The organism is Microlunatus sp. GCM10028923 (assembly GCF_042666975.1).
Classification (GTDB): Bacteria; Actinomycetota; Actinomycetes; order Propionibacteriales; family Propionibacteriaceae; genus Microlunatus.
On record NZ_JBHTFF010000002.1, the window covers coordinates 25,841 to 49,698 of the forward strand.

At 69.7% G+C, this 23,858-nt stretch carries 21 protein-coding genes; 9 read left to right on the forward strand and 12 right to left on the reverse strand.

Annotated features, from left to right (window positions below; all coding sequences use genetic code 11):
• Positions 1 to 26: 26 nt before the first annotated feature.
• Complete coding sequence (locus ACFQU4_RS04305) at positions 27 to 1,187, reverse strand: response regulator transcription factor (protein WP_377487407.1); 1,161 nt, start codon at positions 1,185 to 1,187, stop codon at positions 27 to 29.
• A 121-nt stretch (positions 1,188 to 1,308) separates the two neighbouring features.
• On the opposite strand from ACFQU4_RS04305, the gene ACFQU4_RS04310 reads away from it, so the two are divergent.
• Positions 1,309 to 1,815 carry a cupin domain-containing protein gene (locus ACFQU4_RS04310; protein WP_377487409.1) on the forward strand — a complete coding sequence of 169 codons (507 nt, stop codon included), beginning with the start codon at positions 1,309 to 1,311 and terminating at the stop codon, positions 1,813 to 1,815.
• A gap of 121 nt (positions 1,816 to 1,936) precedes the next feature.
• Here ACFQU4_RS04310 and ACFQU4_RS04315 read toward each other — a convergent pair whose 3' ends face one another.
• A complete protein-coding gene (locus tag ACFQU4_RS04315) occupies positions 1,937 to 2,389 on the reverse strand; it encodes a PaaI family thioesterase (RefSeq protein WP_377487411.1) in 453 nt (150 codons plus the stop codon).
• 66 nt (positions 2,390 to 2,455) lie between these two features.
• Here ACFQU4_RS04315 and ACFQU4_RS04320 point away from each other — a divergent pair, with 66 nt between their 5' ends.
• A complete protein-coding gene (locus ACFQU4_RS04320; RefSeq protein ID WP_377487413.1) occupies positions 2,456 to 2,962 on the forward strand; it encodes a DUF4395 domain-containing protein in 507 nt (168 codons plus the stop codon).
• 6 nt (positions 2,963 to 2,968) lie between these two features.
• Here ACFQU4_RS04320 and ACFQU4_RS04325 read toward each other — a convergent pair whose 3' ends face one another.
• Together ACFQU4_RS04325 and lysS are read right to left on the reverse strand one after the other, a co-directional pair.
• Positions 2,969 to 3,460, reverse strand: coding sequence for an NUDIX domain-containing protein (locus ACFQU4_RS04325; protein WP_377487415.1), 492 nt, complete (start codon positions 3,458 to 3,460; stop codon positions 2,969 to 2,971).
• Positions 3,457 to 4,965, reverse strand: coding sequence for a lysine--tRNA ligase (gene lysS, locus ACFQU4_RS04330; protein WP_377487417.1), 1,509 nt, complete (start codon positions 4,963 to 4,965; stop codon positions 3,457 to 3,459). Before lysS ends, ACFQU4_RS04325 begins: the two co-directional genes overlap by 4 nt.
• Before the next feature lie 79 nt (positions 4,966 to 5,044).
• Here lysS and ACFQU4_RS04335 point away from each other — a divergent pair, with 79 nt between their 5' ends.
• From ACFQU4_RS04335 to ACFQU4_RS04345, 3 genes are read left to right on the forward strand one after another with little or no spacing between them, the layout of a single operon-like run.
• Positions 5,045 to 5,482: a hypothetical protein gene (locus ACFQU4_RS04335; RefSeq protein WP_377487419.1), complete on the forward strand. Its 438-nt coding sequence runs from the start codon at positions 5,045 to 5,047 to the stop codon at positions 5,480 to 5,482.
• Between the two features lie 49 nt (positions 5,483 to 5,531).
• Positions 5,532 to 6,425: a YbjQ family protein gene (locus tag ACFQU4_RS04340; protein WP_377487421.1), complete on the forward strand. Its 894-nt coding sequence runs from the start codon at positions 5,532 to 5,534 to the stop codon at positions 6,423 to 6,425.
• A gap of 59 nt (positions 6,426 to 6,484) precedes the next feature.
• Complete coding sequence (locus ACFQU4_RS04345; protein ID WP_377487423.1) at positions 6,485 to 6,679, forward strand: DUF5302 domain-containing protein; 195 nt, start codon at positions 6,485 to 6,487, stop codon at positions 6,677 to 6,679.
• Between the two features lie 2 nt (positions 6,680 to 6,681).
• On the opposite strand, the gene ACFQU4_RS04350 is transcribed toward ACFQU4_RS04345, so the two are convergent.
• Positions 6,682 to 7,371 (reverse strand): HAD family hydrolase, encoded by a 690-nt coding sequence (locus tag ACFQU4_RS04350; RefSeq protein WP_377487425.1) that lies wholly within the window; start codon positions 7,369 to 7,371, stop codon positions 6,682 to 6,684.
• Positions 7,372 to 7,450: 79 nt separating this feature from the next.
• On the opposite strand from ACFQU4_RS04350, the gene ACFQU4_RS04355 reads away from it, so the two are divergent.
• From ACFQU4_RS04355 to ACFQU4_RS04365, 3 genes are read left to right on the forward strand one after another with little or no spacing between them, the layout of a single operon-like run.
• Entirely contained in the window at positions 7,451 to 8,140 is a 690-nt protein-coding gene (locus ACFQU4_RS04355) for a TetR/AcrR family transcriptional regulator (protein ID WP_377487427.1), read from the forward strand.
• Positions 8,141 to 8,192: 52 nt separating this feature from the next.
• Complete coding sequence (locus tag ACFQU4_RS04360; protein ID WP_377487429.1) at positions 8,193 to 9,929, forward strand: ABC transporter ATP-binding protein; 1,737 nt, start codon at positions 8,193 to 8,195, stop codon at positions 9,927 to 9,929.
• Complete coding sequence (locus tag ACFQU4_RS04365; RefSeq protein WP_377487431.1) at positions 9,926 to 11,914, forward strand: ABC transporter ATP-binding protein; 1,989 nt, start codon at positions 9,926 to 9,928, stop codon at positions 11,912 to 11,914. The genes ACFQU4_RS04360 and ACFQU4_RS04365 overlap by 4 nt, the downstream gene beginning before the upstream one ends.
• A gap of 103 nt (positions 11,915 to 12,017) precedes the next feature.
• Here the strand turns inward: ACFQU4_RS04365 and ACFQU4_RS04370 are convergent, their stop codons facing one another.
• Both ACFQU4_RS04370 and ACFQU4_RS04375 read right to left on the reverse strand, forming a co-directional pair.
• A complete protein-coding gene (locus ACFQU4_RS04370) occupies positions 12,018 to 12,692 on the reverse strand; it encodes an ArsR/SmtB family transcription factor (RefSeq protein WP_377487433.1) in 675 nt (224 codons plus the stop codon).
• A 2-nt stretch (positions 12,693 to 12,694) separates the two neighbouring features.
• The gene (locus ACFQU4_RS04375; RefSeq protein ID WP_377487435.1) at positions 12,695 to 14,137 is read right to left on the reverse strand and encodes an MFS transporter; all 1,443 of its coding nucleotides are present in this window, start codon (positions 14,135 to 14,137) and stop codon (positions 12,695 to 12,697) included.
• Between the two features lie 94 nt (positions 14,138 to 14,231).
• On the opposite strand from ACFQU4_RS04375, the gene ACFQU4_RS04380 reads away from it, so the two are divergent.
• Positions 14,232 to 15,848 (forward strand): molybdopterin-dependent oxidoreductase, encoded by a 1,617-nt coding sequence (locus tag ACFQU4_RS04380; protein WP_377487437.1) that lies wholly within the window; start codon positions 14,232 to 14,234, stop codon positions 15,846 to 15,848.
• Here the strand turns inward: ACFQU4_RS04380 and ACFQU4_RS04385 are convergent, their stop codons facing one another.
• From ACFQU4_RS04385 to ACFQU4_RS04405, 5 genes are read right to left on the reverse strand one after another with little or no spacing between them, the layout of a single operon-like run.
• Entirely contained in the window at positions 15,849 to 16,193 is a 345-nt protein-coding gene (locus ACFQU4_RS04385) for a cupin domain-containing protein (RefSeq protein ID WP_377487439.1), read from the reverse strand.
• A gap of 57 nt (positions 16,194 to 16,250) precedes the next feature.
• A complete protein-coding gene (locus ACFQU4_RS04390; RefSeq protein ID WP_377487441.1) occupies positions 16,251 to 20,246 on the reverse strand; it encodes a hypothetical protein in 3,996 nt (1,331 codons plus the stop codon).
• A gap of 25 nt (positions 20,247 to 20,271) precedes the next feature.
• Positions 20,272 to 21,138, reverse strand: a complete 867-nt coding sequence (locus ACFQU4_RS04395; protein WP_377487443.1) for an ATP-binding cassette domain-containing protein — start codon at positions 21,136 to 21,138, stop codon at positions 20,272 to 20,274.
• The gene (locus ACFQU4_RS04400; RefSeq protein ID WP_377487445.1) at positions 21,131 to 22,897 is read right to left on the reverse strand and encodes a dipeptide/oligopeptide/nickel ABC transporter permease/ATP-binding protein; all 1,767 of its coding nucleotides are present in this window, start codon (positions 22,895 to 22,897) and stop codon (positions 21,131 to 21,133) included. Before ACFQU4_RS04400 ends, ACFQU4_RS04395 begins: the two co-directional genes overlap by 8 nt.
• Positions 22,894 to 23,838 (reverse strand): ABC transporter permease, encoded by a 945-nt coding sequence (locus ACFQU4_RS04405; RefSeq protein ID WP_377487447.1) that lies wholly within the window; start codon positions 23,836 to 23,838, stop codon positions 22,894 to 22,896. Before ACFQU4_RS04405 ends, ACFQU4_RS04400 begins: the two co-directional genes overlap by 4 nt.
• Positions 23,839 to 23,858 lie beyond the last annotated feature (20 nt).

Genomic DNA, 23,858 nt, shown 5'->3' on the forward strand with positions numbered 1-23,858 from the left:
CACGACCTCTCCCGCCCAGCGTAACGCTACTTTGAGCAGTCGCTCAAATTCGCCGGACCGTAGGGACCGCCGCGCAACGGCTTGCTGTCCTGGGCACGTCGCTCGTTGTCCCGAAGCCGAGGTTCGTAGTGGGCGAAGAAGATCTTGCCGACGAGGTCCCGACGACTGCGGACCCCGGTCTTGTCGAAGACGTTCTGCAGGTGCTGCTGCACCGTGTACGCGGAGAGCACCAGCCTGGCGGCGATCTCGGTCGTGGAATTCCCCATCAGCACCAGCCGGGTCACGTCCTGCTCGCGGTCGGTCAGCCCGTACGCCGCCATCAGGAGCGGCGAGATCCGTCCCGGATGCGCCGGCTCGACGATCACCGCGACCCGGCCCTGGGCGGCCGTGGCCAGGCCGGCTCCGTGCAGAACGACCCAGCTTCCGCTCCGCGACAGCACCCGGGACATCGCGACCGAGCCGGGCTCGCCGGGGTGCCGCATCGATTGCAGGGCACGGCCGGCGACGGCCTGCACGGAGGACGGCAACCGGCCCGCCGCCCAGTCGCCGTCGGGCAGGTCGGCCAACCAGCGCTCGGTTCCGGGCGTCACCGACTCCACGTCGCCGGTGTCGGTCATGATCAACAGGCCGGGACCGTCCGGGAAGTCGGGATCGGTGGCCTCGCCGAACAACAGGGCCCGCCGGATACCTTCGGCCAGGACGGGCGCGATGGCCTGGACGAAGGCCAGCTCGACGGGATCGAACATCGGCCGCCCCGGATCGCGGTAGAGCCCGAGCGCGCCCCAGACGTCACCGGAACGGACGCGCAGCGCGGCGATCAGCTCCTGATCACCGCCGTAGGCCATGTTGGCGTGCCAGCGAAGGCTCCGCGCCGGGTCGCCCCCGGTCGCTTCGTGCAGGGTCGAGATCCCCCGCTCGGACCGGCCGACGTCGGCCAGCTTGTTCACGTCGTCGCCGAGGTACTCGTGGGTGAGCCAGTTGGCCGGGAACTCCGGCAGCCCTTCCTGGAAGTGGCTGGTGATCAACAGCGAGGCCGGGTCGAGCGTGTAGAAACACGGCGATCGGTAGTGCGGGACGGCACCGCTGAGGACAGCGGTCACGGCCCGCCAGAACGACACCAGGTCCAACTGCTGACCCGCGAGTCGCGTGATCTTGGCCTGGGCCCGACGCAGGGTCTCGGCACCCATGGTCGGGAGCCTACGCCCGCGCCGAGGCGGCGAACATGGCACAAATCTGGGATGGGCGGGCCCTTCGGCCCTGATTAGCGTCGATGCCGATACCGACTCGACGAGCGAAGGAGCAGCAGCCATGATCACCAACGGCCAACTCACCACCACCCATCCGATCCTCGGCCCGAAGCAGGGCGAGATCACCGGAGACCCGGCAGCGGTCACCGACCGGTTCATGATCGACGGCAACCGGACCGACGGCCGGCTGGCCCTGGTCGAGCACAGCCTGGCCCCGCGTGCGCTGGTCGCACCGGTCCACCGGCACAGCCGGGAGGACGAATACAGCTACGTGCTGGCCGGCGAGATCGGCGTGCTGCTCGGTGACCAGGAAGTCGTCGGCCGGCCGGGCGACCTGATCTACAAGCCGCGCGGGCAATGGCACACCTTCTGGAACGCCGGCGACGAGCCGGCCCGGATCCTGGAGATCATCACCGCGGCCGGATTGGAGGACCTCTTCCGCGAACTCGGCCCAAGAGTCGGCGACATGACGCCGGACGATCTTCGCGACCTGGCCGGCCGCTACGGCTGCGATCTCGACTTCGCCGCCACCATGCCCCTGGTCGAGCGCCACGGACTGGCCTTCTAACCCGTCCCCGCCGACAACGCCTCGGCCGCGCTCGCCGTACGCGACCGTTGTTCGCGTTCGCGACCGATGCAACAGTCGCGGATACGAGGAGCGGTCGCGGCTGCGGCTCGGTGGCGGAGGGTCAGACGGCGTTTCGGGCTTCGGTGAGCGGGATGACCCGGGCGGTCGCGGTGGCGGTGGCGATCAGGGTGCCGTCGGGTTCGGTGAGTTCGGCGGCGAGGTGGGCCAGGTCGCCGGACCGGTGCACGATCCGGCCGTGGCCGAGCTTGCGGCCGGGGCGGGTCGGGCGGAGGAAGCGGGTGTTCAGGTCGAGCGTCGACTGGAACTGGTCCGGGTCAAGGGTCGCGATCAGAGCAGGGCCGACGGTGTCGTAGAGCATCGCCGCGACGAACGCGCCCAGCACGTTGCCGGCCGGGTTGGTGAACGCCTCGGTCGCGGTGAAGGCGAGCTCGATCGTGCCGCGGTCCGGGTCGACCTCGACGAACTCGAACCCGAGGGTGGCCGCCGCGGGCGGCACCGGAGCCTCGCCGCGGACCGCGTCCCAGAACACACCCGTTCTCGTCTCTCCGTCCATGACTCCGCAGGGTCTCACCCATCGGACAGCGATCACAAGGGCCCGGCGCCGACCTACGGTTATTCCATGGCCTCACTGTGGGGATTCCCCAATCCGGTGAACGAGAAGGCCGCCCGCGTGGTCGCCGGCGGTGTGGTCGTGCTCGCCGCCCTGACCTTGATCACGAACTGGCACTGGCTGATCGTGCTGATCGCGATCGGCTTCGCGGCGCGGGTCGCGGCCGGTCCGCGGTTCAGCCTGCTCGGCCGGCTGGCCACCCAGGTGATCGCGCCGAGGCTCGGCCTGCCGAAGTTCGTCCCCGGGCCGCCGAAGCGGTTCGCCCAGGGGATCGGGCTGGTGCTGACCACGGCCGCCGCGGTGCTCAGCCTCGGGTTCGGGCTGACCCTGGCCGGCTCGGTGCTGATCGGGATCCTGTTGATCTTCGCCACGCTGGAGTCGGTGGTCGGGTTCTGTGCCGGCTGCTGGATGTTCGCCCTGCTGATGCGGGCCGGGGTCATCCCGGCGGACACCTGCGAGTCCTGTAACGACATCTGGAGCCGGTACGGCACCGGCGCGGTGATCACTCCGCGCTGAAGCTGATCACCAGCCGTGGATCATGATCGCCGGCACCCGTGACCGGCCGGCCCGTTCGTCGCGTACGGCCTCGAGCACCCGCAACTCGTGCGGCACCACCGGGTCCGGCAACCGGTCCAGGGCGAACCAGCGCAGGTCCGCCGCCTTCTCCGGCTCCATGATCTTCGGCTCGCCCTGCCAGTCCGTGACGACGAAGAAGTAGTCGCACCGTTCGTCCTCGACGGTGCCGCGCCGTTCGGCCGGGTCCTCGTTGGTCCGGTGCAGCGTGGTCACGCCGACCAGATCCTGCTCCCGTACGGTCACGCCGAGTTCCTCGGCAGCCTCCCGTACCCCGGCCGACAGGACGGACTCGCCCGCCTCGACGTGCCCGGCCGCGGCGACCGCCCAGTGATCATCCCGGTAGCCGGTGCCGGACCGGTACTGCAGCAGCACTTGGTTGTCCCGGAGGAAGATCAGGTACGCGGCCGGCACCACGGAGAAGGGGACCGCCGAGGTCACCGCTGAGCTTCCGGCCGGAGCAGCGGGAACAGGATCGTCTCCCGAATCCCGGCTCCGGTGAACAGCATGGCCAGCCGGTCGATGCCGACCCCGAGCCCGCCCATCGGCGGCGCACCGTACTCGAGCGCGGTCAGGAAGTCCTCGTCCAGCTGCATCGCCTCCGGATCGCCGGCGGCCGCGGCCAGCGACTGCTGGACCAGCCGCTCCCGCTGGATCACCGGGTCGATCAGCTCGGAGAACGCGGTGCACAGCTCGGTGCCGCCGATGATCAGGTCCCAGGCCTCGATCAGCCGTGGATCGCTCCGGTGCGGCCGGGCCAGCGGCTCCTTCGACGCCGGAAGATCATGGATGAAGGTCGGCTGGATCAGGGTCGGCTCGACGATCTCGGAGAACAGCTCCATGATCAACTTGTCGGCGTTCCAGGAGGCTTCGACCGGAATCGACCGGGCGGCGGCGATCTCGCGCAGCCGGTCGGCCGGCGTGTCCGGCGTGACCTCCTCGCCGAGCGCCTCCGACAGCCCGGGGTAGACGCCGAGCCAGCGCCACTCGACACCGAGGTCGACCGGGCCGGCCGCGGTCTGCACGACCCGGCTGCCGAGCCGGTCCGCGATGTCGAGAATGATCTTGCGCAGCAGGTCGGCGACGGTCCGTTGATCACCCCAGGCCACGTACGCCTCGAGCATGGTGAACTCGGGGCTGTGGGTGGAGTCGATCCCTTCGTTGCGGAAGATCCGGCCGATCTCGTACACCCGCTCGATGCCGCCGACGACGGCCCGCTTCAGGAACAGCTCCAGCGAGATCCGCAGCGTCATGTCGATGTCGAACGCGTTCAGGTGGGTGCCGAACGGGCGGGCATGGGCGCCGCCGTGGATCAGCTGCAGGACCGGCGTCTCGATCTCCAGGAATCCCTGCTCGTGCAGCGTTTCCCGGGCGCTGCGCATGATCGTCGCGCGGGTCCGGACCATGTCGCGGGCCGCGTCGCGGACGATCAGGTCGGCGTAGCGGCGACGGACCCGGGCCTCGTCGGAGAGCTCCTTGTGCAGCGTCGGCAGCGGCCGCAGCGCCTTGCTGGCCAGCTGCCAGGACGTGGCCAGGACCGACAGCTCGCCGCGCTTCGAGGAGATCACCCGGCCGGTCACGGACACGAAGTCGCCCAGATCGACGAACCGCTTCCAGGTCGCCAGCGACTCCTCGCCCACCTCGGCCAGCGAGAGCATCGCCTGCAGCCGTACCCCGGAATCATCGAGGGACAGCCCCTCCTGCAGGGTGGCGAAGCAGAGCTTGCCGGTGTTGCGGACGAAGACCACCCGTCCGGTCACCGAGACGACGTCGTCGGTCTCCTCGCCGGCGGCCAGGTGGGCCCAGTCCTTGCGTACGTCCCGCAGGGTGTGCGTGCGCGGGACCTCGACCGGGTAGGCGGGAATCCCCTCGGCGATCAGGTCCGCCCGCTTCTGAGTCCGAATGCGCTGTTGTTCGGACTCCTCGATGTCGCTGTCGTGGCTCACCGGGTCAGCCTATCGATCGCCGGCCGGCCGTTCCGCCAGGTTTGCCTGGCCGACCTGTGCGACCACTACGGTGTGCGCCATGGCTCAACCACCGTACGGCGCACCGACGCCGCCTCCGCCCGCCATGGGGCAGTCCCAACTCGTCGTCAACCTGCGCAAGCCGTTCGGGCTGCTGGCCGATCAGATGGTGTCGCCGGTGGTCAACATCAACGGCCATCCGGCACCGGCGAAGTGGGGCCAGAACTTCTACCCGACCCACGCCGGACAGCACCAGGTCGCCTGCTCCTCCCGCTACATGTGGGAGTTCGGCCCGCAGACGATGGCCGTCGACATCCCGCCCGGCCAGTCGCTCGAGGTGCACTACACGGGCCCCGTGATCACCTTCGGCAGCGGCCGGATGGGCTTCACCGAGCAGCCCCGGCCAGGCATGATCGCCTGGATCCTGATGATCACGATCCCGGTCGCGGTGATCTTGCTTCTGGTGATCGTCGGCGTCATCGCGGGCTTGAACAGCTGATCGATCGGGCCATGGCCGAGGGGTCGGCCCGAGCACTATGTTTGGCCGCATGAGCAATTACGGCCAGCAGCCCCCTTACGGCCAGAACCCGTACGGTCAGCCCAATCCGTACCCGCAACAGCCGGGCGGTCAGCAGCCGTACCAACAACCCCAGCAGCCGCCGTACGGGCAGCAGCAACAGCGCCCCGGCCAGTACGGACAGCAGCCCGGCTGGGGCCAGCAGCCGCAGCAGCCGCAGCAGTACGGACAGCAGCCCTACGGCGGCCAGCAGCAGTACGGGCAGCAGCAACAGCAGGTCTGGCCGCAGCAGCCGGAGCGTCCGCAGCAGCCGGAGTTGATCAAGCGGGCGGTGCCGGTCAGCACCACCGAGACGGTGCCCGGCCGGGAGGTGTCCGAGATCCTCGGCGAGGTGGTCGGCGTGGTCGCACGCGCCCGCGAGTTGCCCCGCGAGCTCCGTACCGCCAATCCGACCGAGAGCTACGTCGCACTGCTCACCCGGTCTCGCCAGGACGCGGTCGGCCGGATGGTCGAGATGGCCACCGCGGCCGGCGCGGACGCGGTGATCGGACTGCGCTTCGACTCCAGTGAGATCACCCAGTCGCTCAGCGAGGTCTCCGCGTACGGGACGGCCGTGAAGCTGCACCCGGTCGAGGGCGACGCCGCCGAGGAGACCGATCCCGGCGTCGCGACCGAGGAGCAGGAGGCGGAGGCGGCGCCGCGCAAGGCGTTCGGCGCCGACGACATCCCCGCCAACCCCACCTCCGGCCCGAATCCCACGTCCAGCCCGAACCCCACGTCCGGCCCGAGCGCCACCGGCTCGCCGACCGGCCAGGCGCCGGTCTCGTCGGCCTCGGCGCCCGAGTCGGATGCGACCACCCTGAAGCGGCCGGACCAGCCGGGTCCGTGGCCGCCGTCGAGCCCGGGCTGGCCGTCCCAGTCCTGATCGCCCCAGGCGGAGCGGGGATCCGGGGGGCCGTGCTCCTTGCCAATAGAATTGGCGCCATGAGTGCCGACAAGAACAAGAAGTCCACGCCGCCGGTCGACGCGGCCGAGGACGAGACCAAGCGCAAGTTCCGGGAAGCACTCGAGGCCAAGCAGGGTCGCCGCGGTGAGGATCACCTCGACGGCAACGGCCCCAAGGTGCAACCCCACGGCCGGATCGAAGCCAAGCGGAACTTCCGCCGCAAGACCGGCTGAGTTCAGCCCGTACGACTGTGCAGCCGGACGGTGATCTGCTCACCGTCCGGCAGGAAGCGGACCGCTGACAGGTCCGGCAGGACGGCGTCGGCCGGCAGTTCCGCGCGGTCGGACGTCGTGAGTACGGCGAGCGTCGCGCATCCGGCGGCGCGGGCGGCGCGAATCCCGTTCGGCGCGTCCTCCACCACCAGACAATCTTCCGGCGGTACGTCGAGCCGCCGCGCCGCCTCCAGGAACGGGTCCGGGGCGGGCTTGCCGCGACGGACATCGTCGATCGTGACCAGCACCGTCGGCGGCACCAGGCCGGCGGCCGCAAGCCGGGCCGCCGCGAGCGGGCGGCTGGCCGAGGTGGCGATCGCATTGCGCGCCGAGGCGAGATCGCGCAGCGCGTGGTCGGCTCCCGGCAGCACCACGATGTCGGCCAGATCGGCCAGTTCCAGCTCGTTGATCCGGTCGATCGCCCGCGCCTGATCCGGCTCGGCGATCAGCCGCCGGACAACGTCCGCGGAGGGCAGTCCGTGACTGCCGGCCAGCTGTTCGGCGGTGATCCCGAAATCGATCGCCCACGCCGTCCACGCCCGGACGATCGCAGGCGTAGAGTCGACCAGCGTCCCGTCCATGTCGAAGATCACGGCGGCGAACCGTCGGTCCGCGAGCCCGGCCAGCGGGTCGGCTCCAGGTACGTCGATCACCGCCTCATTCAACCAGCGGGGTCGGCGACTCCGAAAAACCCACTTGTGAGTGAGTGCTCACTCACATAGGCTGCTCGGCATGGCCCGTGCTACCCCGATGTCCGCGGAGGACCGCCGCGCGATGATCATCGCCGCGACCGAACCGCTGCTGCGCGAGCACGGCCGGACTGTCAGTACGAAGCAGATCGCGGAGGCCGCCGGCGTCGCCGAGGGCACCATCTTCCGCGTCTTCGACAGCAAGCAGGCCCTGATCGACGCCGTCCTGGAGCGCGCGTTCAGCTCCGAGGTGACCCTGCAGCAGTTGCTCCAGATCCCCACCGACGCGAGCCTTCGGGACCGGCTGGTGGAGATGGCCCGGGTGATGCAGCAGCGCATGATCGAGAGCTTCACGCTGATCCACGCCATCGGTCCGCCGGCCGAGCCGCAGGAGGACGACCGGCGCAAGCTCCGGGACCGGATGATCGCCGACGCCGAACTGCTGACCGACGCGATCACCAAACTGATCGGCGACGACGCGCATCAGCTCCGGGTCGACGGGACGGCGGCCGCCTTCCTGCTCCGGTCGACCGTATTCGCCCTCTCGCACCCGATGGTCGCCTGGGTGCACGGCTGGCACCTCGAGGCCACCGACCCGGAGGCGATCGTCGACCTGCTGCTGTACGGGCTCGACGACACCGGCCGGCCGGCCCAGCGGGTCGACCTGGCGGCGGCCTTCGCCCAGGTGTCCCAGCCCGGAACCCACAACTGCGCGCGGCCCTCCGCGACCTGACCCCAGAACTCGAGCACGTCATGCCCACTCCACCGAATCCCCGAGGACGCTCATGTTGATCAAGCTGCTCCGGACCTATCTGCGGCCCTACTGGGCCGCAGTGGTCGGGGTCATCCTGTTCCAACTCATCGGTACGATCGCGTCGCTCTACCTGCCGAGCCTGAACGCCGCGATCATCGACAACGGCGTCGCCAAGGGCGACACCGCCTACATCACCAACACCGGGATGATCATGTTCGTGGTCAGCCTGGTCCAGCTGGTCTGCGCCATCGGCGCCACCTATCTCGGCGCCCGCACCGCGATGGCGTTCGGTCGTGACCTGCGCGGCGCGATCTTCGACCGGGTGCTGCACTACTCGGCCCGGGAGCTGAACCGCTTCGGCGCCCCGTCGTTGATCACGCGGAACACCAACGACGTCCAGCAGGTGCAGATGCTCGTGCTGATGACGTTCACGCTGCTCGTGATGGCGCCGATCACCATGGTCGGCGGGATCATCGCGGCGCTCCGTGAGGACGTCGGCCTGTCCTGGCTGGTCGCCGTCGCCGTGCCCGTGCTCGGCGTCTCGATCGGCCTGGTGGTCCGCAAGCTCGGCCCGCTGTTCCGCGTCATGCAGACCCAGATCGACACCGTCAACCGGGTGCTGCGGGAGCAGATCACCGGCATCCGGGTGGTCCGGGCGTTCGTCCGCGAGCCGGAGGAGATCAAGCGCTTCGACGGCGCCAACGGCGACCTGACGGCCACCGCGACCTCGGTCGGCCGGTTGTTCGCCTCGATGTTCCCGATCGTCATGTTGATCATGAACCTGTCCAGCGTCGCGGTGCTCTGGTTCGGCGCCCAGCGGGTCGAGAGCGGCGCCATGCAGGTGGGCTCGCTGACCGCCTACCTGACGTACCTGATCCAGATCCTGATGTCGGTCATGATGGCGACCTTCATGCTGATGATCGCGCCGCGCGCGATCGTCTGTGCGGAACGGATCTCGGACGTGCTGAACACCGAGTCGTCGGTGGTCATGCCGGAGCGTCCGGTCGCGGTCGGCGGCGCCGTCGGCCAGGTCGAGCTGCGCAATGCCGAGTTCACCTATCCGGGTGCCGATCACCCGGTGCTGCGCGACGTGTCGCTCACCGCCCGGGCCGGCCAGACGACGGCGATCATCGGGTCGACCGGTGCCGGCAAGACCACCCTGATCTCGCTGATCCCGCGGCTCTTCGACGCCACCGGCGGCTCGGTGACGGTGGACGGCGCCGAGGTCCGCGAGCTGGACGGCGAGGCGCTCTGGTCCAAGATCGGGTTGGTGCCGCAGCGGCCGTACCTGTTCACCGGGACGGTCGCCAGCAATCTGCGGTACGGCAACCCGGAGGCGACCGACGACGAACTCTGGCACGCACTCCGGGTGGCGCAGGCCGAGGACTTCGTCCGGGCCATGCCGGAGCAGCTGGAGGCGCCGATCGCCCAGGGCGGCACCAACGTCTCCGGCGGCCAGCGGCAGCGACTCGCCATCGCCCGGGCCCTGGTCAAGAAGCCCGAGATCTACATCTTCGACGACTCCTTCTCGGCGCTCGACGTGGCGACCGACGCGCGGCTCCGCGCCGCACTGAAGTCCGAGACCGGTGACGCCGCGGTGATCATCGTCGGGCAGCGGGTCGCGACCATCGCCGACGCCGACGTGATCATCGTCCTCGAGGACGGGGCCGTGGTCGGACGCGGCAGCCACGACGAATTGTTGCTGGACAGCCCGACCTACGCGGAGATCGTCGATTCCCAGCTGAGCGCCGAGGAGGCAGCAGCGTGACCGAGCAGACCGAAACCTCCGAGCAACCGAAGGCCAAGGCTCCGGAACGACCCAAGTACGCACCGACCGAACGCATCGCCGGTCCGCCCGGCGCCCGGCCGGTGGAGAAGTCGATGAACTTCCTGCCGTCGCTGAAGCGGCTGCTCGGCCACCTCGGCCCGGAGCGCAAGATCCTCGCCGTGGCGATCTTCCTCGCCCTGGTCGGCATCCTGCTCAACGTGCTCGGGCCGATCATCCTCGGCGCGGCCACCGACACGATCTTCGCCGGCTTCCTGAGCACCCGGCCGGCCTCGGAGATCCCGCCCGACGTCGCCTCCCGGCTGAACATCGTGCCGGGCGCCGGGATCGACTTCGCCCGGCTCGGCCAGATCCTCGGCGGCGCGATCGCGATCTATCTGGTCGCCTCGCTGGTGCTGTGGTTCCAGGGCTACCTGGTCAACGGCGCGATCCAGCGGTCGATCTTCCGGATGCGCAACGAGGTCGAGGCCAAGATCAACCGGCTGCCGCTGAGCTACTTCGACCGGCAGCCGCGGGGTGAGCTGCTGAGCCGGGTCACCAACGACATCGACAACGTGTCCCAGTCGCTGCAGCAGACGCTGAGCCAGTTGCTCACCGCACTGCTCACCGTGATCGGCGTGATCGTCATGATGTTCGTGGTCTCGCCGGTGCTGGCATTGATCGCGCTGATCACCGTACCGGTGACGATCGTGATCACCACGCTGATCGGGAAGCGGTCGCAGAAGCTGTTCGTCGAGCAGTGGAAGAGCACCGGCGAACTGAACGCGCACATCGAGGAGGCCTACAGCGGCCACACCCTGGTCCGGGTCTTCGGCCGGTCCAAGGAGGTCGAGGCCGACTTCGACGAGCGCAACCAGCGGATGTTCAAAGCGAGCTTCGGCGCCCAGTTCGTCTCCGGGACGATCATGCCGTCGATGATGTTCATCGGGAACCTGAACTACGTCGTGATCGCGGTCATCGGCGGCCTCCGGGTGGCCAGCGGGACACTCAGCCTCGGCGACGTGCAGGCGTTCATCCAGTACTCCCGGATGTTCACCCAGCCGCTGACTCAGGTGGCGTCGATGGCCAACCTGCTGCAGTCCGGGGTCGCCTCGGCCGAGCGGGTGTTCGAGGTGCTCGACTCCGAGGAGCAGACGCCGGAGGCGACCGGGGTGCTGGACTCGACCCGGGGCCGGGTGGCGTTCGAGCACGTCTCGTTCAGCTACGACCCGGACAAGCCGCTGATCACCGACCTGTCGCTGACCGCGGAGCCGGGCCAGACCGTCGCCATCGTCGGTCCGACCGGCGCCGGCAAGACCACGCTGGTGAACCTGATCATGAGGTTCTACGAGCTGAACGGCGGCCGGATCACCATGGACGGCGTCGACGTCGCCACCGTGCCGCGCAACGCGCTGCGGTCCCAGATCGGGATGGTGCTGCAGGACACCTGGCTGTTCCACGGCACGATCAAGGCCAACATCGCGTACGGACGCCCCGACGCGACCGACGCCGAGATCATCGCCGCCGCCGAGGCCACCTACGTCGACCGGTTCGTCCACTCGCTGCCGGACGGCTACGACACGGTGATCGACGAGGAGGGCAGCAACGTCAGCGCCGGTGAGAAGCAGTTGATCACCATCGCCCGCGCCTTCCTGGCCGACCCCGCCCTGTTGATCTTGGACGAGGCGACCAGCTCGGTGGACACCCGGACCGAACTGCTGGTGCAGCAGGCCATGTCGGCGCTCCGCGCGGACCGGACCAGCTTCGTCATCGCGCACCGGCTGTCGACCATCCGGGACGCCGACGTGATCCTGGTGATGGAGGACGGAGCGATCGTCGAGCAGGGCAGCCACACCGAACTGCTGGATCGGCAGGGTCACTACTTCGACCTGTACAACTCGCAGTTCTCCGGTGCGATCGAGATCGACGAGGAGCCGGCCGCCGCCGGCGGTGGCACGCCCACCCCGGCACCGGCCCTGCGCCGCTGATCGACCCGGCGCACGGAGCCCGGTCCACCACTCTTGGTGGGCCGGGCTTCGCCGTTGTCGGGATCAGTCCGGAGTGGTGGAGCGGCCGCGCGTTCGGCCCGGGTCAGGCCGACTGCAGGCGGCCGCCGGCGCGGACCCAGCGGGCCAGGCCGCCGTCGAGGCGGCGGACCGGGTGGCCGGCTCGTTCCAGTTGATCGACGGCGCGGCCGGAGGCGAAGCAGTACGGTCCGTCGCAGTAGGCGATCACGTCATGATCATCGGGGATCTCGTCCATCCGCTGCCGCAGTTCGGTGAGCGGGATGGAGACCGCGCCGGGGATGTGGCCGCGGGCGTAGTCCTCGGCGGCCCGGACGTCGATGATCACCGTGTGCTCGTCCCGCAGCCGCTCCCGGAATTCCTTGATCGAGACCCGCTGCATGCCGCCCGGCTTGCGGCTCAGCTCGTCCAGTTCGATCTTCATCCCGGCCAGCGTCTCTTCGGCGAATCCCTGGAACTCGCCGAGGAACCTGGACACCCGCCGGCCGGCCAGCCGGTAGTGGATCCGGACCCCGTCCCGCCGGGTCTCGACCAGTTGCGCGGCCCGCAGTTGCTGCAGCTGGGCCGAGGTGTTCTTCACCGGCTGGTGGGCCGCCCGGGCCAGTTCCTCCACGGTGTGCTCGCCCTGTTCCAGCAGGTCGAGCAGCCGCAGCCGTACCGGATTGGACAGGGCCTTGCCCAGCCGCGCCAGCTGGTCGTAGACGCCGGTGTCGTCGAAATCGTTCGGCTCTGGACGATTCATGATCACTTCCCGTCGGTACGGAGGGCGCGAGTCCTCAGCGCTCTGGCGGCGACGACCAGGGCCAGCACGCCGACCACAGCGTAGCCGTACCCCAGCAGCTGGGCCGATCCGATGATCGCCGGGCCGCCGATCCCGACCAGCAGGCCGGCCAGCGCCGAGCCGAACGCGTTGGAGATCAACTGCACCGTATTGACGCCCGCGGCCGCTTGCTGCGACTCGGTCGGGTCCGCGCTGATCGACATCACCGCAGGCATCCAGTGCACCAGCGACATGCCGATGCCCGCGCCGGCCACGAACAGCAGCACGAACCAGAGCCCGATCCGGACCGGAGCGGCGCCCTCGAGCTGCAGCGCGGTGTAGCCGGCCAGGCCGACCGCCACCAGGATCGGGCCGGCCAGCCGGGCCACCCGGGTGGCGGCGGGGCGCGAGATGCCGCTGTTCAGGATGGCCGCAACGCTCCAGCCCCAGGACAGTGAGGCACCGAGCAGGCCGGCCCCGAGCGGCGACAACCCGCCGATCCGCTGGCCGAACAGCGGCAGGAACGCCTCCACCGTCGAGGTGATCGCCAGCACGGCGACCGCGAGGTACAGCCAGATCAGCACCGAACCGCGACGGAAGGTGCCGGCCGGCAGCACCTGGGCGCCGCCGCGGCGCTCCGCTACGACGAAGCCGATCACCAGGATCACCGCGACCGCGATCAGGACGACCATGATCACCGACAACCCCACCACCGAGGCGATGCTGACGGCCGTCGTGGCCAGGGTCAGCAGCACCAGGGACAGGGTCGGCACCCGGCCGGGCGTCGTGCTACCGGAGTCCGGGGTCCGGGCCGGCATGGCGCGCTTGGCCAGCAGGGCGATGCCGGCCGAGCAGATCGCGAGCAGCAGGAACGCGCCGCGCCAGGCGCCGAACTGGGCGAAGATCCCGCCGAGCACCGGTCCGACCACGTTGCCGATGCCCCACATCGCCGAGGTCAGGCCGAGCGAGCGCTTCCACAGCCGTTCCGGCTGCACCATCCGGATCACCGCGAACGCGAGCCCGGCCAGCAGTCCGCCGCCGAGCCCCTGCAGTCCGCGGCCGGCCAGCAGCACCGGCATCGTCGGGGCGAAGGTCGCGACCAGGCTGCCGGCGCCGAACAGTCCCAGCGCAATCCAGTACGAGGTCCGTGGGCCGAACCGGGTCAACGTCCGGCTGACCAGCATCGATGTGATCACCGATGCGATGAGGAACACCGTCATCGCCCAGGCGTAGAGCTCCAGCCCGCCGATCTCCGCGACCGCGCTGGGCAACAGGCTCGTGGTCAGGTAGACGTTGATCGCGTAGAGGGCGACCCCGCCCGCGAACACCGTCACCGGCCCCCGGGCCGCCGGGCCGAACAGATCCCGCCAACCGTCTCCGTCGCCGACCTCGGGCCTGGGCCCCGCCGTGCTGCTCTTCTGACTCATAATCTAAGGATCGTTAGAATAAGAGATATTGTCAAACTCTGACGGTACGCCGCCCGGCGTTGTCCTGCCGACCGGGCGGGCGCACCATGGAAGGGTGACGACAGCCCCACCAGGACCCGGCGCGCTCGACCAGCCGGGTCGCGGCACGCCGCCGGACGGCGACGAGCCGACGCGCGGGGCCCACACCGCCGGCTCCGAGCGCGGAGGACTGAGCGGCCGGGCCGCCCTGATCGGTGCCGCCACCGGACTGCTCGGCCTCGGCGTCGCCGAGTTCGGGGCCGCCGTGCTGGCACCGGCCGGCTCGCCGCTGGTCGCCGTCGGTGACGCGGTGATCGCCGGCCTGCCCGCCCCCATGATCAACTTCGGCAAGGACGTCCTGGGCACCGCCGACAAGCCGATCCTGATCATCATCATCGCCCTGGTCAGCCTGGCCGTCGCCGCGGTGGCCGGGCTGGTCGAACGCCGGCTGCGCTGGGCGGGAGTCGCGCCGGTCCTCGTCCTCACCGTCCTGGCCCTGCTGGCGATCCAGGCCGGGGAGCCGGGCGGCTGGCTGGCGTTCGTTCCCATGATCATCGGCAGCACGATCGCGTACCTGATCATGAGAAGCCTGGTCGGGCATCTGCGCCCGGACGCGCCGGTGGACCCCGCCGGTCGGCGGCGGGTGCTCGGCCTTGCCGCCCTGGTGGCGGGCCTCGGTGCCGCCGGAACCCTGGCCGGACAGGCCATCGGGGGCGCGCTGCAGGCCGTCACCGAGGCCAGACAACGGGTCCGGCTCCCGGTTCCGGCCCGCCCGGCCGATCCGGTGCCGCCCGGCGCCGAGCTCGGGGTGCCCGGACTGTCCCCGTACGTCACACCGAACGAGGACTTCTACCGGATCGACACCGCCCTGCAGGTGCCGCAGGTCGACCCGGCGACCTGGGAGCTCCGGGTCATCGGCATGGTGGAGCGGGAGATCACCCTCAGCTTCGACCAGTTGATCAACAAGCCGCTGGTCGAGCACCAGATCACGCTCTGCTGTGTCTCCAACGAGGTCGGCGGTTCCCTGATCGGCAACGCGACCTGGCTGGGCTGGCCGATCCGCGAGGTGCTGGCCGAGGCCCGGCCGCTGCGCGGCGCCGACATGGTGCTGTCCCGCAGCCAGGACGGCTTCACCGCGGGCACTCCGCTGGAGGTGCTCACCGACCCGGGCCGGCAGTCCCTGCTCGCGGTCGGCATGAACGGCGAACCGCTGCCCTTCGAGCACGGCTTCCCGGTCCGGATGGTCGTGCCGGGCCTGTACGGCTACGTCTCGGCGACCAAGTGGGTGGTCGAACTCAAGGTCACCACCTTCGAGGAGGACGCCGGCTACTGGACACCGCTCGGCTGGTCCGCCCTCGGTCCGGTCAAACTCGCGTCACGGATCGACACCCCGCGCCGCGGCGTCGCGGCCGGCACGATCATGGTCGCCGGCGTCGCCTGGTCCCAGCACACCGGCATCGGCAGCGTCGAGGTCAAGATCGACGACGACGCCTGGCAGCAGGCCCAACTCGCCGACGTCACGGGCCCGGACACCTGGCGCCAGTGGTCGTACCCCTGGGCCGCCAGTCCCGGTGATCACACGATCACCGTCCGCGCCGTCGCCGCCGACGGAACCACGCAGATCGAGTCCGCCGCCCCGCCCGCACCGGACGGCGCGACCGGCTATCACTCGGTGGCGATCAAGGTCGAGTGATCACTCGAGCCACTCGGTCTCGAACTTGCTGCCCGCGTGGATGTGCACCGCCTCGTAGCCCTGCGGCCCGGTACGGAACTTGTGCGGGGTGTCGGCCGGCACCACCAGCACCTGCCCCGCCGTGCCGACCACCTGCTCGTCGCCGATGGTGAACGTGGCCGAGCCGCGCCGGATGATGAAGGTCTCGGCGTACGGGTGCTTGTGCAGCCGCGGCCCGGTGCCCTCCTTCGTCGTCGACTCCAGAATGATCGAGATGCTGGCGTTGCCCGGCAGTTCCTCGTAGTTCTGTTCCCAGTCCTCGCCGTCGGCGCGGCCGTCCTCACGATTGATCACGAAGCCATCCATGGCCCGAGCGTAGACGACGGCTCCACCCCTCGCAGGGTTCGCGGGAACCGGTCGCCGTCACCCCACCCGGACCAGCCGCACCGGACCGATCAGGCCGGACTCGCGCTGCCCCGGGAGCACCCACATGGTCGGCGTCGATTCGTGCAGGAACGGACCCAGCGTGTTGTAGACGCGTACGGTCAGGTCGAACGGGACCGGGCGACGGCCCAGCGCGAACCGGTACGGCCCGCAGAACCGCGTGCCGACCAGCTCGCCGTCGATCTCGACCTCGACCGTGCCGCGGAGATGACCAAGATCAAGTTCCAGGGCACCCTCCAGGTCCTCGCCGCGAACCGTGCTGCGGTACTCGACGCCACCACTCCAGGCGGCCAGCCCGATCTCACACCAGTCGGCCAAGCTGAGCGGTGCCACGGCGGTCGTCACCTGCAGCGGACCGCGCCATGCGGCGCCGGCCCGATCGAAGGCGCGCGCCGGAAGTCGGATGATCAAGGTCTGGGCGCGCTGCAGCGGCTCGCCGAGGGAGAGTCCCTCGGCGGTTCGCCGCCACCGTACGGAAGCGTCGTCGAGCATGATCGACTCCGGCTCGACAGCGGTCGGCAACGTCACCGCGACGGCGCCCGACGGCAGCACGATCCGGTACCACTGCAGCGCCGGGGTCAGGTCATCGGTGAGCGCGAGCCGGTGGAACTCGGATCCCACTTCGGCCTCGCCGCGCATCCAGTTCGCCTCGGGCAGCGGGTGTGGGCGCCGGGCCGCGCGCAGCGACGCGGTCTCGCCCCAGTGCCGGGGCAGGATCGTGGCCGGCCGCTCACCGTCGGGGCCGTGCACCGTCCAGGATCCGTCGGTCGCGACGGTGGTGATCACCTCTTGCCCGGACGTCCCGGTGCGCAGAGCCAGGTCGGCGTAGGCGAACTCGGCGCCGGCAAAGGCCTCCACCTCCAGCTCGAGTTCATGATCACCGGAACCGAGCAGCTCGGTGACGTCGTGCGAGAAGTAGCGTGGCTCGTCGCCGATCAGGTCCTCGTACAGCTCGTTGCGGACCTGCACCGCCGCGACCTTCCCGTCGAGGCGTACGGTCATGGTCGCGTGCGATCCGGTGATCAGGTGCGCGGACCGGAGGCCTTCCGGGCAGGAGAACTCGGCGCGATAAGTCAGGACGGCCGGTTCCTCGATCGGTCCGTAGCTGACCACCTGCGCGGGGACGGCGAAGCCGCCGGGCTCGGCCAGCCCGACGAACGACCCGAGTTCGGCGGCGCCCTTCTTCGGTCGCTCGATGGCCTCGAGCCGGTACTCCAGCACGTTGGCCCCCGGCTGCACCTCGACCCTGGCGATCGCGTGGTACGCCCGCTCGTCGGTCGCCACCTCCCGACCGTTCCACCACACCCGCTTCGTGGCGGCCGCCCCGATCACCAGGTCCACCGGACCCGGGGCGGCGTCGGAGATCAGGGCTCGGATCTGGACGGACTCGCCGGCCGCCGGCTGCGGCGTCCGGACGAACTCCTCATAGACCAGCCCCTTGTTGCCCAGCTCTCCGGCATCCCGGTCCCGGCCGCGCGATGCCGAGTACTCGTACCGCTGCCAGGGGTCGGCGCCGAGCGGTTGCCGGCCGGTCCGGACGGCCTCGGCATCGCCGGCGGCGAGCGGCTCGGGAAGTTGATCACTCGGCACCGGGCCGACCGTGCGAAGCCATTGGCCGAACGTCACCCGGGCGGGGGTCCAGTCCTCGGCCCGGGGTGCGGCGGGGTCTGTGGTCTCGGCCCAGTCCAACGCCCAGATCTGCAGCCGGTCCAGTGCGGCGCCCGCCGGTCGCGCCAGATCACCCCACCGGTTGTCGAGGGTGGGAATCAGTTCGCCGGTCCACTCGGTGAGCTCCTGCACGATGCGGCGCTGATGATCACCGGCTGGTTCATGATCAACTCCAGCAGCGGGCTCGGTCGCCTGCCAGGTCACGAACAGGGCCGGCGCACCGGCGAGTTCGACGTCGATCCGGTGCCCGCCGGCCTCGGTCGGCCGGGCCGTTCCGGGTCGGCGTTCGCCGGTCGCGGGGTCCCAGAACTCCACGTCGGTGACCGGGCCCGGCACGGTGAGTGTCCGTCGCTCGGCGTACCGGCCCCGATCGAACTTCTTGACCGTACGCAGTCCGACGCCTTCGATGTGCTCGGTGGCACTCGGCCAAGCCGCGGGTACCAGCGTCACGTACTGATCGCCGACCCGTTTGGTCAGCAGCGGCACGTCGCTGTGCGGCCAGCGACGGTTCTGGTTGATCACCGCGATCGCCGCGTCGATGGAGTCGACCCGGGTCAGCCTCGGATGCTCGGCCAACCGCGTGATCAGCGCCTCGTCGGTCGCGAGCCCGCTGGCCAGGCGTGGTGCCGCGGCGATGCTGATCACCGTGCCGCCGGCGTCCAGGAGCTCGGTGAGCGCGGCCACCGTTCCCGGTTCGAGGACGGTGGCCGCCGGCAGCAGCACCGTCCGGTAACGCTGATCCCGTACGGCCAGTGCGTCGGCATCGAGCTCCGCCGCCTGGATCGAGGCGTCGTCGATCACGTCGAACGGCACCCCTGCGGAGTCGAGCGCCCCACGTTTCGGGTTGAACCAGTTCCCTTCGCCGGCCAGCTCGATGTAGAGCTGCTGGGCGCGGTCCACCTCGGGATAGTCCTCACCCAGCAGGCCGATGCCCTCGCTGGACGTGCTCATGGTCGTGTCCAGCGTGGTCAGGGCCTGGCTCACGGTGGCCGGATGCAGCAGCGCGACCTCGGCGACGTAGCTGCCCCAGTTGGCGACCGAGCACAGCCGGGCGACCGCGGTGGCGAACTCCGGATAGTGCGCCCAGTACGGTTGCCGCCAGTCGGTCGACGGCGGTGCCCACTCGAACCACCCTCCGAAGGTGCCGAAGTAGCTCGCGTGCGGGTTGTACAGGTCGGCGCCGGACCCGACGAACGGGATCAACCAGTCGTAGGTCTCCTCGAGCGTGCCGCCCCAGCCGCTGGAATGGAAGGACTCCATCCAGACCCGATCATGGCCGTACAGGTGCGCCATCGAACTGTGCACCTTGGCGTCCCCGTTGTGATCGGAGCCGACGGCGTTGTACCAGCGATGGGTTCGGAAGTAGTCGGAGTAGAGCTGGGTCGACTGCGTGGGCCACCCCGACCGCGCGGGGTGTGACTGGTCGGCGCCGAGCAGCATGCCGTACCGGTCATGCCATTCGCCCAACGGCCGGAAGAAGGCCTGCTCGGCCAGCGCGGTCCGTACCTCGTAGTAGTCGGTCCTGATCTTGGCCGACCGGTCGTCGTCGCCGGTGAACAGCGCCGGCAGTTCCTTGATCAGGTCGTAGCCCTTGAGCTCGGCGAAGTGTTCGGCGAACCGCGGCGTCCAGGTGTTCACCGGCGGCAGTTCGTCCTGGAAGCTGCCGACGATCACCGTCCCGAGGTGCTGCGGAACCCGACGTTCGAACTCACCGTGGACGTAGTCGAACAGCAGCCGCGCTGCGTCCGGGTTCAGATAGTCCAGCGAGGTGCGCTGGCTGGTGATCAGTTCGACCTTGGTGCCGCGGCGTCGCAGGTCGGCCAGGTCACCGAGGCCGTAGCGGTTGCCGTCATGGTCGTACGCGCCGACGAAGGTCTCGTCGTCGAGGTCCGTGATCACCTCGGGATCGAGCTGGCCCAGGTCGGTGCGGACCAGTTTGCGCCCGGCGATCCAGGGGTTGTCGAGGGCCAGGCTGCCGCGGATGTTGTTGCCCGACCCCGGAAAGCCGAGTTGATCATAGAACCAGAGCTTCATGCCCCGGCTCGCCGCCGACTCGCAGGTGTGCTCGAAGCGATCCCACCAGGCTTCCGAGAACCAGGCCGGGTCGTCGGCATACCCGCCGACGATCGGGCCGCGCGGAGCCAGATTGATGATCACCAGGTGTTGGACACCGCCGGCGGCGAACTGATCGAGCTGCCAGTCGATGCGCTCGTCGGTGACCTGATCACCGCTCCACCACCACAGGGGGATCGGCGCGAACGATCGATCGGGGTCGGTGAACCGGTCCAGCAACTGACGGGAGGGCATGGGACGTTGGTCCTTCCGGACGGCGTCAGGCGGACTCTGACGATTCGTGTGACTGCGCGTCAAGCAAGGTACGGCGATCTTCGCGCCGCCGCTGCTGGCGTACCGGATCGGGTACGGGGGTGGCCATCTGCAACCGCTGGGTATACGGGTGCTCGGGACGGTTGATGATCACGTCGGCCGGACCGGTCTCGACGATCTCTCCTCGCAACAACACGGCGACCCGATCGCTCATCCGGTGGACCACGGCGAGATCGTGGCTGATGAAGAGGTACGAGACCCCGGTGCGCTGCTGGATCTCGCTCAGCAGCGTCAGCACCCGATCCTGGGTGGTCATGTCGAGCGCGCTGGTGGGCTCGTCGCAGACGATCAAGGTCGGGTCCAGGGCCAGCGCCCGCGCGATCGCGATCCGCTGCCGTTGCCCGCCCGAGAACTCCCGTGAGTACCGCGACCCGGCGTCCGCGGGCAGGTGGACGGCGTCGAGCAGGTCCCGGACCTTCGTCCGGCCGCCCTTCACACCATCGACGCCCAGCATGCCCCGGGCCCGCAGCGGTTCGACCAGGATGTCCTCGATCGTCATCGCCGGATTCAGGGACGAGTACGGGTCCTGGAAGATCACCTGAATACCGCGGGTCAGCGGGCGACGCTGCCGGCGGGGCAGGTTGCTGATCGTTTGGCCGTCGAAGGTGATCGTGCCGGCGGTGACCGGGGCGAGCCCGAGCACCGCACGACCGATGGTGGTCTTGCCCGATCCGGACTCCCCGACCAGGCTGACCGTTTCGCCGCGCTTGATGCTGAGCGAGACACCGTTGATCACCTGGACCGGCTTCCGGCGCAGGCCCGGCTGGGGAAAGTGCACGTGCAGGTCGCTGATCTCGAGAAGTTGATCAGGCAACGTGATCACCTTGTTCGGCCGCGGCGATCAACACCTTCGTGTACTCGTGCTGGGGCGACGCGAACAGGGTCCGGCAGTCGGCCGACTCGACGATCTCGCCCGAGCGCATCACGCTGACGGTGTCGCAGAGGTCGGCCACCACGCCGAGGTTGTGGGTGACCAGGATCATCCCGAGTCCGCGCTGATCACGCAGCTCCCGGAGGATCTCCAGCACGTCGGCCTGCACGGTCACGTCGAGTGCCGTGGTCGGCTCGTCGGCCAAGATCAGGTCCGGGTCGGACGCCACCGCCCCGGTGATCAACACCCGCTGCGCCATGCCGCCCGAGATCTGGTGCGGATAGCTGTCGAACACCCGCTGGGGATCGCGGATCCCGACCGAGCCGAGCAACTCGAGCAGCTCGGTGCGGGCCTGGCGGTTGCTGATCGGCCGCACCGCCCGCAACCCGTATGTCAGCTGTTGGCCGACCGTCATCGTCGGGTCGAGGTTCGTCATCGGCTCCTGCGGCACGTACGCGATCCGGCGTCCCCGCATCGCCTTCAGCGCCGGGCGGCGCAGGATCTCGGTGTCCCCCACCTGCACGCTGCCGCCGAGCACGACCGCCTCCCGCGGCAGGATGTCCAGGATCGCGAACACGGTCTGCGACTTGCCCGAACCCGACTCGCCGACCAGACCGCGGATCTCGCCGCGCCGCACCGACAGGTCGATGCCGTGGACGACTTCGGAGATCGCGCCGTCACTGCCCGGGTAGCCGATCCGCAGGCCCCGTACGGTCAGCAGCTCGGGCTCGGTGTCGACGACCGGGTCCGGCGCCGGCCGGTCAGGGTGCTCGACCGGGACGCTCAGCTCGAGGCGCCGCCGAGTGCGCCGGCTCAGTTCCGCGTTGCGGGTGCCCTGCTGCATCGCGTCGCGGAGGGCGTTCCCCAGCAGCACCAGAGCGAGCACCGTGATCGTGATCACCACGGCGGGCCAGGCGACGGCCGATCGGTTGATGTAGATGTTGCGGAACGCCAGCTGCAACATCCCGCCCCACGACGCCTCCTTGGGATCCCCCAACCCGAGGAACGCCAACCCGGCCTGGATTCCGATGCCGGCGGCCAGCACGAACGAACTCTGGATGATCACCGGCGGACGGACCGCGCCGAGCACGTGCTTGAAGATGATCCGGGCGTCGGACAGGCCGGCGACGTAGGCGGCGTCGACGAACAGCTCCGAGCGCACCTGGGCCACCACGCCGCGAACGAGCCGGTAGTAGGTGGGAGCGATCATCAGCCCGAACACGGCCATCGCGATCGTGGTCGAGGTTCCGATCACGGCGTACAGCGCGATCAGCAAGATCATTCCGGGCAGCGCGATGATCGTGTCGGAGAGCCAGTTGGCGACGATCTCGACCCGGCCCCGGTAGAAGCCGGCCAGCAGGCCGCTGGTGACCCCGACCGCAACGGAGCTGACCAGCACCACCAGGCACGCGATCATGGTCGAGCGGGTGGCCCAGAGCAGCCGCGACAAGGTGTCCCGGCCGGCGGCGTCGCCGCCGAGCAGGTAGTCGCCGCTGAAGGGTGGCGCGTTGGTCAGCCCGATCTGGGTCAGGTTCGGATCGAACGGCGCGATCAGGGGCGCCAGCAGGCCGGTCAGCACCACCAGCACCAGGAAGACCGTGCAGACCAGGCCGACCGGTTCGCCGAGCAGGGCCCGCAGCACGGACGGACGCCGGCCGGTCGTGATCACGTCCGCCGGTTCGACGACGGGTCCCGCGGTCATCGCACCCTCGCCTTCGGATTGACCCAGGCCATCAGCAGATCGGCGAGGAAGTTCACCACGACGACAACGACGATGGAGAAGAACACGCACCCCATCACGACCGGCACGTCGGACCGCAGCGAGTTCGCGACCGTCAGGTTGCCGACGCCGGGCAGGGCGAACACCTGCTCGATGATCACTGCACCGCCCATCATCCCGACGATCTGCAGGCCGAGGATGGTCAGGCCCGGAGCCGCCGCGTTGCGCAGCACGTGCCGGAAGATGATCGCCCGCTCGGAGATGCCCCGGGTCCGCAGCGTACGGACGAAGTCCTGCCGCAGCACGTCGGCCACCGCTCCGCGGAACTGCTGGGCCGCACTGGCCGCCGACCCGATCAGGACCGCGGTCCACGGCAAAGCCAGGCTCGCCATCCACCCGGCCGGATTCTTGAGCAACGAGACGTAGCCGGTCGGCGGGAACCAGCGCACGGTGATCGCGAAGGCGATGATCAGGCCGATCGCGACGACGAACTGCGGCACCGCCGCGCCGAGCACGGCGAAGAACTGCAACACCCGGTCCACCCAGCCACCGCGCACTGCGGCGACCACGCCGATCAGCACACTGATCAGCGCCGTACCGAGCATCACCACGATCATCACGGACAGGGTGACCGGGATCCGGGAGGCCAGCAGCCAGCTCACCGAGTCCTGGGTGTAGAAGCTCCGACCAAGATCACCGCGGGTCACCAACGCCAGCAGCCACTGCCCGTACTGCGTGATCACCGGCTGGTCGAGCTGCAGCTCGACCACCTTGGCCGCGACCTGGTCCTGGCCCGCGTCGGGACCAAGGATCGCCCGCGCGATCGCCGGCCCGTTGCTGAAGACCATGGCATAGCTGACGAAGCTGACCACCACGAACAGCAGCAGCGCCGAAGCCAGCCGGTTCAGTGCGAATCTGATCATCGGATGCTGATCACCCGGCG